The sequence below is a fragment of the Pseudomonas bananamidigenes genome (assembly GCF_001679645.1).
In the GTDB taxonomy this organism is placed as follows: Bacteria; Pseudomonadota; Gammaproteobacteria; order Pseudomonadales; family Pseudomonadaceae; genus Aquipseudomonas; species Aquipseudomonas bananamidigenes.
The window spans coordinates 23,503-42,465 of record NZ_LRUN01000013.1; the positions used below are offsets into that span (position 1 = coordinate 23,503).

The 18,963-nt window shown below is 61.9% G+C and carries 9 protein-coding genes; 1 reads left to right on the forward strand and 8 read right to left on the reverse strand.

The genetic code is table 11. The features are described 5' to 3' along the window. Positions 1-101: 101 nt before the first annotated feature. From BBF94_RS05850 to BBF94_RS05885, 8 genes are all read right to left on the reverse strand, one after another. Positions 102-1,019 (reverse strand): LysR family transcriptional regulator, encoded by a 918-nt coding sequence (locus BBF94_RS05850; protein WP_065258105.1) that lies wholly within the window; start codon positions 1,017-1,019, stop codon positions 102-104. A 58-nt stretch (positions 1,020-1,077) separates the two neighbouring features. Further along, positions 1,078-1,944 carry an ABC transporter permease gene (locus BBF94_RS05855; RefSeq protein WP_065258106.1) on the reverse strand — a complete coding sequence of 289 codons (867 nt, stop codon included), beginning with the start codon at positions 1,942-1,944 and terminating at the stop codon, positions 1,078-1,080. A 20-nt stretch (positions 1,945-1,964) separates the two neighbouring features. Further along, a complete protein-coding gene (locus tag BBF94_RS05860; RefSeq protein WP_065258107.1) occupies positions 1,965-2,825 on the reverse strand; it encodes an ABC transporter ATP-binding protein in 861 nt (286 codons plus the stop codon). A gap of 5 nt (positions 2,826-2,830) precedes the next feature. Further along, positions 2,831-3,856: an ABC transporter substrate-binding protein gene (locus BBF94_RS05865; protein ID WP_065258108.1), complete on the reverse strand. Its 1,026-nt coding sequence runs from the start codon at positions 3,854-3,856 to the stop codon at positions 2,831-2,833. 18 nt (positions 3,857-3,874) lie between these two features. After that, entirely contained in the window at positions 3,875-4,771 is an 897-nt protein-coding gene (locus BBF94_RS05870) for a TauD/TfdA dioxygenase family protein (RefSeq protein ID WP_065258109.1), read from the reverse strand. 384 nt (positions 4,772-5,155) lie between these two features. Beyond that, positions 5,156-6,523, reverse strand: a complete 1,368-nt coding sequence (locus BBF94_RS05875) for an HlyD family type I secretion periplasmic adaptor subunit (RefSeq protein WP_065258110.1) — start codon at positions 6,521-6,523, stop codon at positions 5,156-5,158. Further along, positions 6,513-8,669, reverse strand: coding sequence for a type I secretion system permease/ATPase (locus BBF94_RS05880; protein WP_065258111.1), 2,157 nt, complete (start codon positions 8,667-8,669; stop codon positions 6,513-6,515). The genes BBF94_RS05875 and BBF94_RS05880 overlap by 11 nt, the downstream gene beginning before the upstream one ends. Positions 8,670-8,703: 34 nt before the next feature. After that, the gene (locus BBF94_RS05885) at positions 8,704-10,056 is read right to left on the reverse strand and encodes a TolC family outer membrane protein (RefSeq protein WP_065258112.1); all 1,353 of its coding nucleotides are present in this window, start codon (positions 10,054-10,056) and stop codon (positions 8,704-8,706) included. 360 nt (positions 10,057-10,416) lie between these two features. Between BBF94_RS05885 and BBF94_RS05890 the strand changes: the two genes are divergently transcribed. Then, on the forward strand, positions 10,417-18,963 hold an 8,547-nt coding region (locus BBF94_RS05890; RefSeq protein WP_141676552.1), incomplete at its 3' end, for a retention module-containing protein.

Consider the following 18,963-nt stretch of genomic DNA (forward strand, 5'->3'; position numbering starts at 1 on the left):
CAGGCAAACTCCGGAGGGAAAAATACCGGAGCATCTTAGTAAGGCTTGGTGCTGACGAAAATTGACTTATCGGCAGCTTATAAGTGCGTCAGACGCAATCGTCAGGGTTGCGCCGCCAGCCAGGTTTCGTCGCAGCAGGTCTTGAGCGTTTCCCGCAGCCAGCGGTGGGCCGGATCCTTGTCGAAACGCGGGTGCCAGGCCTGGGTCAGCATCAGCGTCGGCAGCGGGATCGGCAGATTGAACGAGCGCAGTTTCAAACCCAGCCGCCGCACACTGAGCAGCGCTTCCTTGGGCACCGGCAGAATCAGATCGGAGTCCGGCAGGGCGAACATTGCCGCGTGGAAACTCGGCGCAATCACCGCCACCCGCCGCTCCAGACCCAAGGCATTCAGCGCCGTGTCGATGGGGCCACGGGCAATGCCGCGACGGGACATGCTGATATGGGAAAACCCGGCATAACGCTCGGCGGTGATCTCGCCGTCCAGCAACGGATGATCTTCACGCACCAGACCGACGAAGTGGGTGGAAAACAGGTTCTGCACTTTGACTTCCGGGGTCACCGGGCGCGTGTTACTGACGCTCAGATCGATCCGCCCTTCTCGCAGCGCTTCATCGTCACCGTCCCCCTCGGGAACGAAGCGCAACTCGCAGTGCGGCGCCAGTTTATCCAACGTATCGAACAGTTTGCCGCCGTACACGCCGACGAAAAAATCGTTGGCGCGAATACTGAAGCGTCGGCGCAACGTGCCCAGCTCCACGGCATCTGCCGAGCGGAACAGCAGCGCTGCCTGCTCGACCACATCACGCACCTGCTGACGCAGCTCCAGTGCCTTGGGCGTCGGCACCAGCCCCCGACCGGCACGTACCAGAATCGGATCGCCGATGGCTTCGCGGATCCGCGTCAGCGTGCGGCTCATGGCCGCCGGGCTGAGATTCATCCGCCGCGCGGCGCCGACCACGCTGCCCTCGTCGAGCAAAGCGTCGAGGGCGACCAACAGGTTCATGTCCGGAAGTTGCATACTGAGCACTCGTAACCGATCAGGATTGATCCGCACGCAATGCTAGCAGATCAAAAAATCAGCGCTGCATGCCCCAGCGCTTCACCGTCACTCGTTCCAGGGTGTCGAACACCAGGTTTTCCACCAGCAGACCGATGAGAATCACCACCGCCAGCCCGGCGAACACTTTGTCGGTGTACAGCTCGTTGCGGTTCTGGAAGATGTACCAGCCCAGGCCACCCTTGCCGCTGGTGGCACCGAACACCAGTTCGGCGGCGATCAGGGTGCGCCAGGCGAAGGCCCAGCCGATCTTCAGCCCGGCGAGGATCGACGGCAGCGCCGCCGGGATCAGGATGAACAGTACGAAGCGCATGCCCTTCAAACCGTAATTGCGCCCGGCCATGCGCAGGGTTTCCGAAACGCCGAGAAACCCGGCGTAAGTGTTCAGCGCCAGCGCCCAGAGTACCGAATGCACCAGCACGAAAATCAGGCTGTTCTGCCCCAGGCCGAACCACAGCAACGCCAGCGGCAACAGGGCAATCGCCGGCAGCGGGTTGAACATCGAGGTCAGCGTACTCAATAGATCCCGGCCAGACTGAGTCGAAACGGCCAGCGTGGTCAGAGCAAAAGCCAACACGATGCCGATCAAGTAACCCTTGAGCAGCACCAGTAGCGAGATCCACACCTTGCCCGGCAGTTCACCGCTGAGCAGGCCGTCGTACAGCGCGTGACCGGTCTGTAAAAAGCTCGGCAGCAGCAGGTCGTTGTTCTGCACCCGGGCCACTATTTCCCAGAGCACCGCGAGCAGAATCAGAATCACGCTTTTGCGCAGCCAGCCTTGCTGCCACAGGCGCTGGCCCAGTGGCAACTGGCGCTCCACCGGCACGCTGGTCAACGGTTGCAGATGGTTTTCGAATTCCTGGCGTACAGACGATGAATGGCTCATCGGGCGATCCTCCGGGTGGCTCAATAAGCGATGCGAATGTCGTTGAAATCGTGCTCGCGCTCGGTTTCCGGCGACTGCCCTTCATCGAACAGCAAACGGTGAATGCGTCGCGCCGACTCCTGAAACGCCACGCCGCCGAGGCTGTGCAGATCGTATTGATGACTGTGCACTTCCGCCCTCACCCGACCCGGGTGCGGCGACAGCAACAGGATGCGATTGCCCACCACCAGCGCTTCTTCAATCGAGTGGGTGACGAACAACAAGGTGAAACGCACCTCCTCCCAGAGCAGCAGCAATTCTTCCTGCATCTTGCGCCGGGTCAGGGCGTCCAGCGCGGCGAACGGCTCGTCCATCAGCAGGATTTTCGGCTGCATCGCCAGCGCCCGGGCAATCGCCACCCGCGCCTTCATGCCGCCGGACAAGGTGTGCGGATAGGCATCGGCGAATGCCGCCAGACCGACCTTTTCCAGGTAATGCAGCGCACGCTCTTCGGCATCCTTTTTCTTCAATGTGCGCGAAGCCAACAGCGGAAACATCACATTCTGCTTGACGGTTTTCCACGGCGGCAGTTGATCGAACTCCTGAAACACCACGATCCGGTCCGGCCCCGGCGCGTCGACGCGCTGGCCTTGCAGGCGGATCTCACCCTCGCACGGCGCAATGAACCCGGCGACGGCCTTGAGCAAGGTGGACTTGCCGCATCCGGACGGGCCGAGCAGTACGAAGCGATCCTCCTGATCAACCTCGAAACTGACCTGGTGGGTGGCACGCACGACGCGTTGCGGCGTGCGGTATTCGAGGCTGACCTGGTCGACCGCCAGCAGCGTCTGCGCCGTGGCGATCGGGTTGCTGGCCGCGTGGCCTTGCAAAGGGGCGTTCATGTCGATCAGCTCCCCTGCAGCGGTCTGGCGTCCTGGAAGAAGTAGTCCTTCCACGACTCGGGCTTGTTCTTGATCGCGCCGACGCGGTAGAGGAACTCGGCGAGGGGGTAGGTGTTTTTCGGCGTGACGCTGAATTCGAACTGCGGGTTATCGATGATTTTCAGCAGCTCGGCGCGGTCGATTTTGGCTTTGGTCACGCGCAGGTAGGTGTCTGCCGCCGCGCCTTTATCGTTCTGCGCAAACTGCGCGGCTTCGGTCAGGGCTTCGACGAACGCCTTGTAGGTCTTGGGGTTCTCGTTGCGGAATTTCTCGGTGGCGAACAGTACGGTTGGCGAGTTCGGCCCGAGCACATCATAGGAGTTGAGGACGACATGCACGTTCGGATTTTGCAGCGCCTGATCCTGGAACGGCGGGTTGGAGAAATGCCCGGTCAGTTCGGTGCCGCCGGCAATCAACGCAGCGGTGGCGTCCGGGTGCGGAACGGCGATGGTGTATTTGTCGAGGCGATTGAATTCCTTGTCGCCCCACTGTCTGGCCGCTGCGTATTGCAGGAAGCGCGACTGCACGGAAACGCCAACCGCCGGCACCGCGATGCGGTCCTTGTCGGTGAAGTCAGCAATGGTTTTGACCTTGGGATTGTTGCTGACGAGGTAGTACGGAAAGTTGCCGAGCGAAGCCACGGCCTTGACGTTCTGCTTGCCGTGGGTGCGATCCCAGATCGTCAGCAACGGCCCGACGCCGGCTCCGGCAATGTCGATGGAGCCGGACAGCAACGCATCGTTGACCGCCGCGCCGCCGGACAACTGGGTCCAGTCGACCTTGATGTCGAGCCCTTCCTGTTTGCCGTACTTCTCGATCAGTCCCTGATCGCGCACCACATTGAGCAATAGATAAACAATGCCGAACTGTTCGGCGATGCGGATTTCACCTTCAGCGTGGGCCGCGGCCGGCGCCACCAGGCTGCCGGCGATCAGGCTGAAACCGAGGCCGATGGCCGCCGCCAGCGGAGCAAATGGAAGACGTCTGGACATGATCGGATCTCCGGCAAATCAGAAAGGCGCGTCGCCCTGGATGGTGGTGCGATACAGCTTGCGGCGCAGGTGCGCAGGGCAACCGGCAGCCAGGTGGATCAGCGAACGGTTGTCCCAGAACACCAGGTCGTGGGGCTGCCATTGATGGCGGTAGATGTTCTGCGGCAGCACGCTGTTGGCGTAGAGCTCGTCGAGCAGTTGTTTGCTCTCGTCTTCCGGCAGGCCGACGATACGGGTGGTGAAACCTTCACTGACGAACAACGCCTTGCGGCCATTTTCCGGGTGGGTGCGGACCACCGGATGCACGACCTCGGCGACCTGAGCCAATTGCTCCGGGGTCAGGGTCGGGCGCCAGTTGCCTTCGAATTTTGTTTCGCTGTAACGCGCGGTGTAGGAATGCGCAGCCGAGCGGCCTTCGACGGCTTTGCGCAGCGCCTCGGGCAGGCTGTCCCAGGCTTTGTGCATGTCGGCAAACAGGGTGTCGCCGCCTTCGGACGGCAGCTCCTGGGCGTGCAGCATCGAGCCGAGGCTCGGCAGTTCTTTGTAGGACAGATCCGAGTGCCAGAACTTGCCGGCATCACCGAGGCCGATGTTCTGGCCGTTCTCGACGATGTTGGAAACGATGAGGATTTCCGGGTGATTGGCCAGCAGGAACTGCTTGAGTACGTGGATCTGCAACACGCCGAAACGACGGCTGAAGTCGATCTGCTGTTGCGGGGTGATGCGCTGGTCGCGAAAGACCACGACGTGGTGATCGAGGTGCGCGCGGTGAATACGGGCGAAATCCTCATCGTTAACCGGGCGGCTCAGGTCCAGGCCAATGATTTCGGCGCCGACGGCACCGTTGAACGGGCGAATCTCGAAGACTTGCGGCGCGACAGTCGCGGCGCTTGGGGTAGCAGTAGCTGCAGACATCATCAATCTCCCACGCACGGCACGCTCAGGGGCACGCGCGTCGATCAGAAACTCACGCTGGATTGCGTGTGGGTTCGTGTCGTGCGGCGCGCCGATTGGTCGGCAGGTACGCAGGAAGTTGACTGTATAGATATAAGAAAATTAATTTAAATACCGTTAACGCATAACGATATGGCGATTGCTTCAGAATGAACTGGATGGTGAGTGACCATTTGTGTCACTTACTGACGGAGATGTGGTGAGGTTGCGGATGCCTTCGTCGGCTCGCCGCCCGGAGCAGGCTCGCTCCCACAGGGATCACCGGCGAACACAAAAATGTGCGCTTAACAAAAATCCAAGTGGGAGCGAGCCTGCTCGCGAAGAGGCCGTCAGCAACGCCAAGACTTAGCGTTCGTGCAACGCCTCGGCCCGCGCCCGGATGATCGGCTTGAGCAGGTAGCTCAGCACGGTCTTCTTCCCGGTGATGATGTCCACCGACGCCACCATCCCCGGGATGATCAGCAACGGCTTCTCGTCAGTCCCGAGATGGCTGCGCTCGGTGCGCAGCTTGATGACGTAGTAAGTGGTTTTCTTGTCTTCGTCGGTGATGGTGTCCGCGCCGATCTGTTCCAGCTTGGCCTTCAGACCACCGTAGATGGTGTAGTCATAGGCGGTGAATTTCACCGTGGCCTCCTGCCCCGGGTGCAGGAACGCGATGTCCTGCGGGCGAATCTTTGCCTCGACCAGCAGGGTGTCGTCCAGCGGCACGATTTCCACCAGATCGCTACCCGGCTGGATCACCCCGCCGATGGTGTTGACCAGCATCTTGTTGACGATGCCCCGCACCGGCGAAGTGACGAGCGTGCGGCTGACGCGGTCTTCCAACGCCTTGCCGGTGGCCTGGGCCTTGTTCAGGTCGGTGCGGGCCTCGTTGAGCTGGGTCAGGGCTTCGCTGCGGAACTTGCCGCGAGTCTCGTCGATCTTGCGTTGCACTTCCTTGATTGCCGACTCGGCACGTGGAATCGCCAGGGTGGTGGCGTCGAGTTGTCCCCGGGTTTCCACTTCGGCGCGTTTGAGCCGCAACACTTCCACCGGTGAAACCGCGCCCTGGGCCACCAGCGGCTCGGACATGTTGATTTCCTGGCGTTGCAGGCCGAGTTGCTGGCGGTACTGCGCCTGCTTCGAGGTGAACTCTCGCAACTCCTGCTGACGCTGGATCAACTGCTCCTGCAAGCCGCCGACCTCGTCGTGCAGTTGCTGGCGACGACTGATGTACAGGGATTCTTCACTCTTGGCCTGACCCGGCACGGCCTTGAGCACATCCTCGGGGAAATTCAGCGGACGGTCATCGACCTCGGCGCTCAGACGCTCGACCCGCAGCAGCATCGACAGGCGATCGGCTTCGGTTTCGCCGACGTTGGAGGCAAACCGCGTGTCGTCCAGTCGAATCAGCGGCGCGCCGGCCTCGACGATCTGGCCTTCCTTGACGAACAGCTCGGAGACGATCCCGCCCTCGAGGTTCTGGATTTTCTGGATCTTCGACGACGGAATCGCCTTGCCGTCGCCCTTGGTCACTTCGTCGATCACGGCGAAGTTGGCCCACAGCATCATGAACACGAAGAAGCCGATGATCGCCCAGATCGTCAGCCGCACCACACGCGGAGCGTCCTCGATCAAGGCCTTGTTGACTTCCGGCAACGGCTGGCCCTGCAGCGAAGCAGAGCCCTTGAAGTAGCGACGGATCGAATCCTTGAAACCCGACTTAAGCAACACTGATCTGCCCCTTCTTCAACGCTTCCATCACGGCGGCTTTCGGGCCATCGGCGAGAATCTGTCCCCGGTCCACCACCAGCAGGCGGTCCACCAGCGACAGCAGCGATGCCCGGTGCGTCACCAGCACCACGGTCTTGTTTTCAACGACGGCGGCCAGGCGTTGCTTGAGGCGTTCTTCGCCGGTGTTGTCCATGGCGCTGGTCGGTTCGTCGAGCAGCAGGATCGGCGGATTGAGCAGCAGCGCCCGGGCCAGGGCGACGTTCTGCCGCTGGCCGCCGGACAGGTTCTGCCCGCGCTCGCCGACTTGCAGTTCATAGCCTTGTGGGTGCAGACGGGCGAATTCATGGACGCCGGCCAGTTCGGCGGCTTGCAGGACAAGCTCGTCTTCGACGTAACGGGCGCCGGAAATCAGGTTGTCACGCAGAGTGCCGGCCAGCAGCTGGATGTCCTGCGGCACGTAACCGATGTTGTAGCGCAGCTCGCTGACATCGATCTGGCGGATGTCGACACCGTCCACCAGCAACGCGCCGTCGTCCGGCTGATACAGGCCCACCAGCAGTTTGGCCAGCGAACTCTTGCCCGAGCCGCTGCGGCCGATGATGCCGATCTTCTCGCCGGGACGGATCACCAGGTTGATGTTTTTCAACGCCGGGTTCTGTTGCTCCGGATAGGTAAAACTGAGTTGGCGGCATTCGATGGCGCCTTGCAGGACCTTGCGGCTCAGCGGGCGCTCTTCGAAATTGCGCTCCTGCGGCAGCTCCATCATCTGGTCGACCGAGGTCATGGTCACTCGCGCCTGCTGGTAACGGGTCAGCAGACCGGACAGCGACGCCAGCGGGCTCAGTGCCCGGCCACTGAGCATGTAGCAGGCGATCAGGCCGCCCATGCTCAGGTTGCCGGCGATGATCTGGTACACGCCGAAGACAATCATGATCACCCCGGCCAGTTGCTGGATCAGCAGGGTGATGTTCATCGCCAGACCGGAAAGCATCTTCACCCGCAATTCGAGACGGCTGAGGGTGCCGATGGTCTGCTCCCATTGGTACTGACGTTCACTTTCGGCGTTATTGACCTTCACCGCGTCGAGGCCAGCGAGGGTCTCGATCAGGCTCGACTGACGCTCGGCACCCAGCGCCATGGTGCGCTCCATGGTGGCCACCAGCGGCTTCTGCAACGCATAACCGATCAGCAGCGCAATCGGGAAGGCCAGCACGGGAATCCACACCAGATGCCCGCCGAGAATGGCGATGACAATGAAGATCAGAATGGTGAACGGCAGATCGATCAGGCTGGTCAGGGTCAGCGAGGCGAGGAAATCGCGCAGGCTCTGGAACTCGTGGATGTTCTGGGCAAAGCTGCCGACCCGTGCCGGGCGGTACTTCATGGCCATGCCGACGATGCGTTCGAACAGCGTGGCGGAGATGATCAGGTCGGTTTTCTTGCCGGCCAGATCCAGACACAGACTGCGCAGGCTCTTGAGGATCAGGTCGAACAGATAGGCACCGGTGATGCCCAGTGCGAGCACCCACAGGGTCGCTTCGGCCTGGTTCGGCACCACGCGGTCGTAAACGTTCATCACGAACAGCGGCGCGGCCATGGCGATGATGTTGATCAGGAAACTCGCAGCGATGGCGTCGGCGTACAGCCAGCGTGAACGCTTGAGTGTGTCGCGGAACCACGAACGCGCACGGGGAATCAGCGTGCCGTGGTTGACGTCGAATTTGTGCTGGGGCTGGGCAAAGAACACTTTGCCAAGGTAATCGTCGGCCAGCAGTTCGCGGCTGACGAGGGACTCACCGCCATCGGTTTCGCTGAGCAGCACCCGCGCTTCGTTCTCACCCTGCCAACCGAGCAGGACGGCACTGCGGCCATCCTTGAGGAGCAACAGCGCCGGCATGGCGATGGCCGGAATCTCTTCCAGCTTGCGTTGCAGCACCCGCCCCTGCAGGCCGGCGCGCGCGGCTGCACGGGGCAGCAGCTCGACGCTCAGGCGCTGTTTGGGGAGCGGCAGGCCGGTGGTCAGCATCGCCGCACTGGCAGGCTTCTGGTGCAGCATGCAAAGAGCGAGCAGACCATCCAGCAACGGATCGTCGTGCATCGCGCGTGGATCATGACTGAGATGAACTCGACTGACTTCTGATTCCACGCTCGACACTCTTTAACAGTTGAAAAGGGACAACTCAATTCATCCCGGGCAGTTGAACCTTGGGCTTCACGTCGTTCTGCACAACGGATGCCATCGGCGCGACCACTCCCTGGCTCTTGAGCAACTCGCCCATGGTCGCCTTGATTCGGTATTGAGTAAATAACTGAATGTTCTTGATCTCGGCCAGACGGCGCGAAGCGGTGAACAGTTCGTTTTCACTGTCGAGCAAATCCAGCAGGGTTCGTTCGCCCAGACTGAACTGACGCTGGTACGCGGTGCGCACCGAGGTGCTGTGATCGACGTACTGCTGAGCGATCGGCACCTGGGCGTTGGCGTTGTTCAGGGCGTTCCAGGCCAGGCCCAGCTCTTCGTTCAACTGACGCAGGGCGTTGTTGCGGATGTCCAGCGCCTGGTTCGACAGGTAGGCCTTGGATTCCAGGTCAGCCTTGTTGCTTCCGCCCGAATAGAGGTTGAAACGCATGCGCAGCATCGCCTGCCATTCATTGTTGTGACCGTTCTGGCCGTCCAGGTCGTTGTCGGCGGTGCGGCCCAGTTCGGCATCGAAACGCGGATAGAATGTCGACTTGGCAGTTTCGTACTGCTTCTCGGCAGCGGCGATGTCGGACTCGGCCGAACGCAGGATCGGGCTGTTTTCCAGCATCTGCGCGCGAGCTTCGTTGAGATTGGCCGGCATCATCGCCATGAACGGCGCCGGACGCTCCAGTTGATCGGGCATCTGGCCGACGGCGCTGAGGAAGTTGGTTTCCGAGTCGGCGAGGTTGGTCTGTTCGGTGATCAGGTTGTTGCGGGCCTGGGCCATCCGCGCTTCGGCCTGGTCGAGGTCGGCACCGCTGCCGACACCGCGCTGGGTACGCAACTGGATCTGGTCGTAGATGCGCTGGTGGCTCTTGAGGTTTTCCTCGGCCAGGCGCACGAACTCACGACGGGTCAGCACATCCAGATAAACCTGGGCGACCGTCAGCGCCGTGCGCTCGGAGGTGCCAAGCAAAGCGTAGGCGCGGGAGTTGACGGTGGCTTGTTGACGCCCGACTTCGCTGGACGTCGCAAAACCGTCAAAAACCATTTGCGACAGACGTAAACTTGACTCGCCACGGTTCAGGGTTTCCCAGTGATTGCCGCCGCCGTTGGCACGGGTGGTGACGCTGTCGGTACCTTCACGGCCATAACCACCGAGCAGATCGACCTTGGGCAGGTATCCACCTTTGGCAGCCTTTAACTGATAATCCGCAGCCAAACGACTGTTGACCCCTGCCTGTATTTCCGGATGGACATCCAGCGCCTGTTGCATGGCTTCGGGCAGGGTTTGTGCTTGTGCGAAAGACGCGGCGAGAGCGAAAGGCAGTGCCTTGAACAGGGGCGAACGCATGGTGAGGATTTTCCCAGAACTTCTTGTCGTGAATCACAGCAAACAAGGGTGCTGCGTCGGATGATGGCAACCGGTATGACCGTATGTCGGAAATTTTAAAACCGGAACTGGATCACATGCTCAAGGGCAAGTCGCCGGTAAATATCAATGTGACATTAGTGGGACGATTGTTTAGGATGGCATCCAGAAGGTCAATAGTTTGGCATAAAGTTAATAGCGAAAGATTCTAGTCAAAATATTGACACAGATCAGCGTCAAACTTGATTCACATTTTTTTAAAAGTACGTCCAGACTGAATCGGCGCAGAAAAGCCATCAGGTCTATGGAAGTCAACTGAACGTGACACCCGGAGAGTCTTCAATGAGCAGTGTTGTTGCCATCGTCAAAAGCATTGTCGGTCAGGTTTTCGTGGTGTCCCCGGAGGGCGTCCGTCGCGTACTCGTTGAAGGCGACCGCTTGTTCGCAGGCGATCAGGTCGATACCGGCGTCGCTGGCGCGGTGTCCCTGGAACTGGCAGATGGCCGCACCCTCGATCTGGGTCGTGATACTCAATGGAGCGCCGATACTCCGGACTCCAGCACTGACTTGGCCGAAGCCACTGCGCAGGCCGCACCGTCCGTTGAAGAACTGCAGCAAGCCATTGCCGCCGGCGCCGACCCGACCACCGCGCTTGAAGCCACCGCTGCCGGCCCGACCGCTGCGGGCAGCGGCGGTGCCGCCGGTGGTGGCCACAGCTTCGTGATGCTCGACGCCACCGCTGGCCGTGTCGACCCGACCATCGGCTTCCCGACCGCAGGCATCAATTCCGCCGGCCAGGCCGCCCAGAACATCACCGGCGGCCAGACCACCGACACCACCACCAACGCCTTGCGCGACTCGACCCTGAGCCTCAGCGCCACACCGACCATCACCGAAGCCGGCGGCGTGCTGGTGTACACCGCGACCCTGACCCAGGCACCGCTGACCGACCTGACCGTCACCCTGTCCAATGGCGCGGTGATCGTGATTCCGGCCGGCTCCACCACCGGCACGGTCAACGTGCCGCTGGCACCGAATGACACGGTTTACAACGACGCCAGCCAGATCAACGTGACCGTCACCGGCACCACCGGCGGCAACGGCATTACCGTCACCGTGCCGACCACACCGGCCGTGACCCAGGTCACCGATACCATCGACACCACCACCGTCACGCTGACGGCGGGCAGCAGCGTCACCGAAGGTGGCCAGATCACTTACACCGCGACCCTGACCAACCCGGCGCAGACGCCAGTCACCGTCACTCTGTCCAACGGCTCGACCATCACCATCGAAGCCGGCCAGACCACCGGCACCGTCAACGTGCCGACTGCGCCGAATGACGTGTACAACAATGGCAGCACCGTCACCACCACGATCACCGGTGCCACGGGCGGCAATTTCGAAAATCTGGTGGCGAACCCGACGCCAGCCGTCACCAACATCGTCGATTCGGTCGACACTACCAACCTGACCCTGACCTCAACCGGCACCGTGGTCGAGGGCGGCCAGATTACCTACACCGCGACGTTGACCAATCCGGCGCAGACGCCGGTCACCGTTACCCTGTCCAACGGCTCGACCATCACCATCGAAGCCGGCAAGACCAGCGGCAGCGTCAACGTCCCGACCGCGCCGAATGATGTCTACAACAATGGCGGCACCGTCAGCACCACCATTACCGGCGCTACCGGCGGCAACTTCGAGAATCTGGTGCCGAATACCACGCCGGCGACCACCACCGTCACCGATTCCATCGACACCACCAATCTGTCGCTGTCCGCGACCGGTTCCGTGGCCGAGGGCGGTTCGATTGTTTACACCGCAACGCTGACCAACCCGGCGGGCACCCCGGTGACCGTGACGTTGAGCAACGGCTCCGTCATCACCATTGAAGCGGGCAAGACCACCGGCACCGTGACCGTTCCGGCGCCTGCCGATGACGTTTACAAGGACGCGGGCAAAGTCGAAGTCAGCATTATCGGCACCACGGGTGGCAACTTCGAGAACCTGGTGCCGAGCACCGTTCCGGCCGTGACCGAAGTCACCGACACCATCGACACCACCACCGTCAAACTGACCGCGACCGAATCCGCAGCAGAAGGCGGCACCGTCACCTACACCGCTACCGTCGGCGCACCTGTGACCGGATCACCGGTCACTGTGACCCTGGCCAATGGTCAGCAAATCACCATCGAAGTCGGCAAGACCACTGGCACCGTGACCACCACCGCGCCGAATGACGCGCTGACCGGCAATCCGCCGCTGACCAACTCGATCACTGGCGTGACGGGCGGCAACTACGAAAACCTCGTGGCCGACAAAACCCCGGTTTCGACCACGATCACCGACACCGTCGACACCACCAACCTGACCCTGAGCGCCACTGGTACCGTGGCCGAGGGCGGCTCGATCGTTTACACCGCGACCCTGACCAATGCCGCCGGCTCGCCAGTCACCGTGACCCTTTCCAACGGCGCGGTGATCACCATCGAGGCCGGCAAGACCACCGGCACCGTGACCGTTCCGGCCCCGGCCGATGACGTCTACAAAGACGCCGGCAAAGTCGAAGTGACCATCAAGGACGCGTCCGGCGGCAACTTCGAGAATCTGGTGCCAAGCACTGCTCCGGCAGTAACCGAAGTGACCGACACCATCGACACTTCGACCGTGAAACTGACCGCTGACACTTCGGTCGCTGAAGGCGGCACCGTCACTTACACCGCCACTGTTGGCGCCCCAGTGACCGGCTCACCAGTCACCGTTACCCTGGCCAATGGTCAGCAGATCACCATCGAAGTCGGCAAGACCACCGGCAGCGTGACCACCACCGCGCCGAACGATGTACTCAACGGCCACGCGCCGCTGACCAATTCGATCACCGGCGTGAGCGGCGGCAACTACGAAAACCTCGTGGCCGACAAGACCCCGGTTTCGACTACGGTTACCGATACCGTCGACACGACCAACCTGACGCTGACCGCGACGGGCTCCGTGGCTGAAGGCGGTTCGATCGTTTACACCGCCACCCTGACCAACCCGGCCGGCACGCCGGTGACCGTGACCTTGAGCAATGGCTCGGTCATCACCATCGAGGCCGGTAAAACCACCGGCACCGTGACCGTTCCGGCGCCTGCCGATGACGTTTACAAGGACGCGGGCAAAGTCGAAGTCACCATCAAGGACGCCTCTGGCGGCAACTTCGAAAACCTCGTGCCAAGCACCGTTCCAGCGGTTACCGAAGTCACCGACACCATCGACACCACCAACCTGTCGCTGACTGCGACCGGCTCCGTGGCCGAAGGTGGTTCAATCGTCTACACCGCGACCCTGACCAACGCTGCCGGCTCGCCAGTCACCGTGACCTTGTCAAACGGTGCTGTCATTACCATCGACGCCGGCAAAACCACCGGCACCGTGACTGTCCCGGCGCCAGCCGATGACGTCTACAAGGATGCCGGCAAGGTCGAAGTGACCATCAAGGACGCGTCCGGCGGCAACTTCGAGAACCTGGTGCCAAGCACGGTTCCGGCGGTCACCGAAGTGACTGACACCATCGATACCACCACGGTGAAGCTCACCGCGACCGAATCGGCAGCTGAAGGCGGCACCGTCACCTACACCGCCACCGTCGGCGCACCAGTAACCGGCTCGCCGGTGACCGTGACCCTGGCCAACGGTCAGCAAATCACCATCGAAGTTGGCAAGACCACCGGCACCGTGACCACTACCGCGCCGAACGATGCATTGAATGGTCATGCACCGCTGACTAACACGATCACTGATGTTTCCGGTGGCAACTACGAAAATCTGGTTGCCGATAAAACGCCGGTCAGCACCACCGTGACCGATACCGTCGACACCACCAATCTGTCGTTGACCGCAACCGGCACAGTGGCCGAAGGTGGGTCAATCGTTTACACCGCCACGCTGACCAATCCAGCCGGTACTCCGGTGACCGTGACCCTGTCCAACGGCGCGGTGATCACCATCGAGGCCGGCAAGACCACCGGCACCGTGACCGTTCCAGCACCAGCCGATGACGTCTACAAGGATGCCGGCAAAGTCGAAGTGACCATCAAGGACGCGTCGGGCGGTAACTTCGAGAACCTTGTTCCGAGCACTGTTCCAGCGGTTACTGAAGTCACCGACACCATCGATACGTCGACTGTGAAGCTGAGCGCCGATACATCGGTGGCTGAAGGTGGCACTGTCACCTACACCGCTACGGTCAGTGCGCCTGTGACCGGTTCGCCAGTGACTGTCACTTTGGCCAACGGCCAGACCATCACCATCGAAGTGGGCAAGACCACCGGTACCGTGACCACCACCGCACCGAACGATGCGTTGAACGGTCATGAACCGTTGAGCAACTCGATCACTGACGTGAGCGGCGGCAACTACGAAAACCTCGTGGCCGACAAGACCCCGGTTTCGACTACGGTCACCGACACCGTCGACACGACCAACCTGACGCTGAGCGCTACCGGCTCTGTGGCAGAGGGCGGTTCGATCATCTACACCGCGACCCTCACCAACGCTGCGGGCACTCCGGTGACCGTGACCTTGAGCAACGGCGCCGTGATCACCATCGAGGCCGGGAAAACCACCGGCACCGTGACCGTTCCGGCGCCAGCCGATGACGTCTACAAAGACGCCGGCAAGGTCGAAGTGACCATCAAGGACGCGTCCGGCGGCAACTTCGAGAACCTTGTTCCGAGCACTGTTCCAGCGGTGACCGAAGTCACCGACACCATCGACACCACTACGGTCAAACTGACCGCGACCGAGTCGGCGGCGGAAGGCGGCACCGTTACTTACACCGCAACGGTTGGCGCACCGGTGACCGGTTCACCTGTGACCGTGACCCTGTCCAACGGCCAGACCATCACCATCGAAGTGGGTAAAACCACCGGCACCGTGACTACCACCGCACCTAACGATGCGCTGAACGGCCATGCACCGCTGACCAACGCGATTACCGACGTCAGCGGCGGCAACTACGAGAACCTTGTAGCGGACAAGACGCCGGTCAGCACTACCGTCACCGACACCGTCGACACCACCAACCTGTCGCTCAGTGCGACCGGCACCGTGGCCGAGGGTGGCCAGATCACCTACACCGCCACACTGACCAACGCTGCGGGTACTCCGGTGACCGTGACCTTGTCGAACGGCGCCGTGATCACCATCGAGGCCGGCAAGACCACCGGCACCGTGACTGTTCCTGCGCCTGCCGATGACGTCTACAAGGACGCCGGCAAGGTCGAAGTGACCATCAAGGATGCGTCCGGCGGCAACTTCGAAAACCTGGTGCCTAGCACGGTGCCGGCTGTTACTGAAGTCACCGACACCATCGACACCACCACGGTCAAACTGACTGCGACCGAGTCGGCGGCTGAGGGCGGCACCGTTACTTACACCGCGACGGTTGGCGCACCGGTGACCGGTTCACCTGTGACCGTGACCCTGTCCAACGGCCAGACCATCACCATCGAAGTGGGTAAAACCACCGGCACCGTGACCACTACCGCGCCGAACGATGCGTTGAACGGCCATGCACCGCTGACCAACTCGATTACCGACGTCAGCGGCGGCAACTTCGAGAACCTGGTCGCCGACAAGACCCCGGTCAGCACCACCGTGACCGATACCGTCGACACCACCAACCTGTCGCTGACTGCGACCGGCACCGTGGCCGAAGGTGGCTCGATCGTTTACACCGCCACGCTGACCAACCCGGCCGGCACCCCGCTGACCGTGACCTTGAGCAACGGCGCCGTCATCACCATCGACGCCGGTAAAACCACCGGCACCGTGACTGTCCCGGCGCCTGCCGATGACGTCTACAAGGACGCCGGCAAAGTCGAAGTGACCATCAAGGACGCGTCCGGCGGCAACTTCGAGAACCTGGTGCCGAGCACCGTTCCGGCCGTCACCGAAGTCACCGACACCATCGACACCACCACGGTCAAACTGACCGCGACCGAGTCGGCGGCGGAAGGCGGCACCGTCACCTACACCGCCACCGTCGGCGCACCAGTAACCGGTTCGCCGGTGACCGTGACCCTGGCCAACGGTCAGTCGATCACCATCGAAGTCGGCAAGACCACCGGCACCGTGACCACCACCGCACCGAACGACGCACTCAACGGCCATGCATCGCTGACCAACTCGATCACTGGCGTTAGCGGCGGCAACTACGAAAATCTGGTGGCCGACAAGACTCCGGTTTCGACTACTGTCACCGACACTGTCGACACCACCAACCTGACCCTGAGCGCGACGCCGGAAGTCAACGAAGGTGGCCAGATCACCTACACCGCGACCCTGACCAACGCCGCCGGCACTCCGGTGACCGTGACCCTGAGCAACGGCGCCGTGATCACCATCGAGGCCGGCAAGACCACCGGTACCGTGACCGTCGATGCGCCGAAGGACGACGTCTACAAGGACGCCGGTACCGTTGAAACGACCATCAAGGGCGCCACCGGCGGCAACTTTGAAAATCTGGTCACCAGTACTGCCCCGGCGGTCACCACCGTCCACGACACCATCGACACCTCCACCGTGTCGCTGACCGCCACCGCCAACGTCGCCGAAGGCGAAACCGTGGTCTACACCGCGACCGTGACCGCGCCAGTGACCGGTTCGCCGGTCGTGGTGACCCTGTCCAACGGCCAGACCATCACCATCGCCGTAGGCGAGACTACCGGCACCGTGAACTTCGTCGCGCCGAACAGCCCGCTGGCAGGCGGCAGTTCCCTGAGCGTGACCATCGACAAGGCCACCGGTGGCAACTACGAAAAACTGGCGGTCGACAGCACACCGGCGAACACCTCGGTGTCGGACACAGTCGACACGACCAACCTGAACCTGACCGCCACTGATTCGGTGGCCGAGGGTGGTTCGATCGTTTACACCGCGACGCTGACCAACCCGGCCGGCACCCCGGTGACCGTGACCCTGTCGAACGGCGCCGTGATCACCATCGAAGCCGGCAAGACTACGGGCACCGTGACGGTCCCGGCGCCAGCCGATGACGTTTACAAGGATGCCGGCAAGGTCGAAGCAACTATTTCGACTGTCACCGGCGGCGGTTTCGAGAACCTGGTGCCGAGCACTGTTCCGGCCGTGACCAATGTCACCGACACCATCGACACCACCACAGTCAAACTGACCGCGACCGAGTCGGCGGCTGAAGGTGGCACCGTCACCTACACCGCGACTGTTGGTGCTCCGGTGACGGGTTCTCCGGTTACCGTGACCTTGGCCAATGGTCAGCAAATCACCATCGAGGTCGGCAAAACCACCGGCAGCGTGACCACCACCGCGCCAAATGACGCGCTGAACGGTCACGAGCCGCTGACCAACTCGATCACCGGCGTGACCGGTGGCAACTACGAGAATCTGGTTGCAGACAAAACTCCGGTCAGCACCACCGTGACCGACACCGTCGACACCACCAACCTGACCCTGAGCGCTACCGGCTCCGTGGCCGAAGGCGGTTCGATTGTTTACACCGCGACCCTGACCAACCCGGCCGGCACGCCGGTGACCGTGACGTTGAGCAACGGTGCCGTAATCACCATCGAAGCAGGTAAAACCACCGGCACCGTGACCGTTCCGGCTCCGGCCGATGACGTCTACAAGGATGCGGGCAAAGTCGAAGCCACCATTTCGACGGCCACCGGCGGCAACTTCGAGAACCTGGTGCCAAGCACCGTTCCGGCCGTGACTCAGGTCACCGACACCATCGACACCACCACGGTGAAACTCACCGCGACCGAGTCGGCGGCTGAAGGCGGCACCGTCACCTACACCGCTACCGTTGGTGCGCCAGTGACCGGATCGCCGGTGACCGTGACCTTGTCCAACGGTCAGCAGATCACCATCGAAGTCGGCAAGACCACCGGCACCGTGACCACCACCGCGCCGAATGATGTGCTGAACGGCCATGCACCGCTGACCAACGCGATCACCGGTGTGAGCGGCGGTAATTACGAGAATCTGGTCGCCGACAAGACTCCGGTTTCGACCACCGTCACCGACACCATAGACACCACCAGCCTGTCGCTGACTGCGACCGGCACCGTGGCCGAAGGTGGTTCGATCGTCTACACCGCGACCCTGACCAATCCGGCCGGCACGCCGCTGACCGTGACGTTGAGCAACGGCGCCGTCATCACCATCGAAGCGGGTAAAACCACCGGCACCGTAACCGTTCCGGCTCCGGCCGATGACGTGTACAAAGACGCCGGCAAAGTCGAAGTCACCATCAAGGATGCAACCGGTGGCAACTTCGAGAACCTGGTGCCAAGCACCGTTCCAGCCGTAACGGAAGTCACCGACACCATAGACACGACGACCGTGAAGCTCACTGCTTCCGAAACTGCGGCCGAAGGTGGCACCGTTACTTACACCGCGACCGTGGGCGCGCCAGTGACTGGCTCGCCAGTGACCGTGACCCTGTCCAACGGTCAGCAAATCACCATCGAAGTCGGCAAGACCACCGGCACCGTGACCACCACTGCACCGAACGATGCGCTGAACGGCCATGCACCGCTGACCAACGCGATTACCGACGTCAGCGGCGGCAACTACGAGAACCTTGTAGCGGACAAGACGCCGGTCAGCACTACCGTCACCGACACCGTCGACACCACCAACCTGTCGCTCAGTGCGACCGGCACCGTGGCCGAGGGTGGCCAGATCACCTACACCGCCACACTGACCAACGCTGCGGGCACTCCGGTGAGCGTGACCTTGAGCAACGGCGCCGTAATTACCATCGAGGCCGGCAAAACCACGGGCACCGTAACCGTTCCCGCGCCAGCCGATGACGTCTACAAGGACGCCGGCACCGTGCAGGCCACCATCACCAATGCC

What these genes read in the sequence shown, in the direction of transcription:
- BBF94_RS05850 (WP_065258105.1), bottom strand. Translation starts at nt 1,019, where the DNA reads ATGCAACTTCCGGACATGAACCTGTTGGTCGCCCTCGACGCTTTGCTC.
- BBF94_RS05855 (WP_065258106.1), bottom strand. Translation starts at nt 1,944, where the DNA reads ATGAGCCATTCATCGTCTGTACGCCAGGAATTCGAAAACCATCTGCAA.
- BBF94_RS05860 (WP_065258107.1), bottom strand. Translation starts at nt 2,825, where the DNA reads ATGAACGCCCCTTTGCAAGGCCACGCGGCCAGCAACCCGATCGCCACG.
- BBF94_RS05865 (WP_065258108.1), bottom strand. Translation starts at nt 3,856, where the DNA reads ATGTCCAGACGTCTTCCATTTGCTCCGCTGGCGGCGGCCATCGGCCTC.
- BBF94_RS05870 (WP_065258109.1), bottom strand. Translation starts at nt 4,771, where the DNA reads ATGTCTGCAGCTACTGCTACCCCAAGCGCCGCGACTGTCGCGCCGCAA.
- BBF94_RS05885 (WP_065258112.1), bottom strand. Translation starts at nt 10,056, where the DNA reads ATGCGTTCGCCCCTGTTCAAGGCACTGCCTTTCGCTCTCGCCGCGTCT.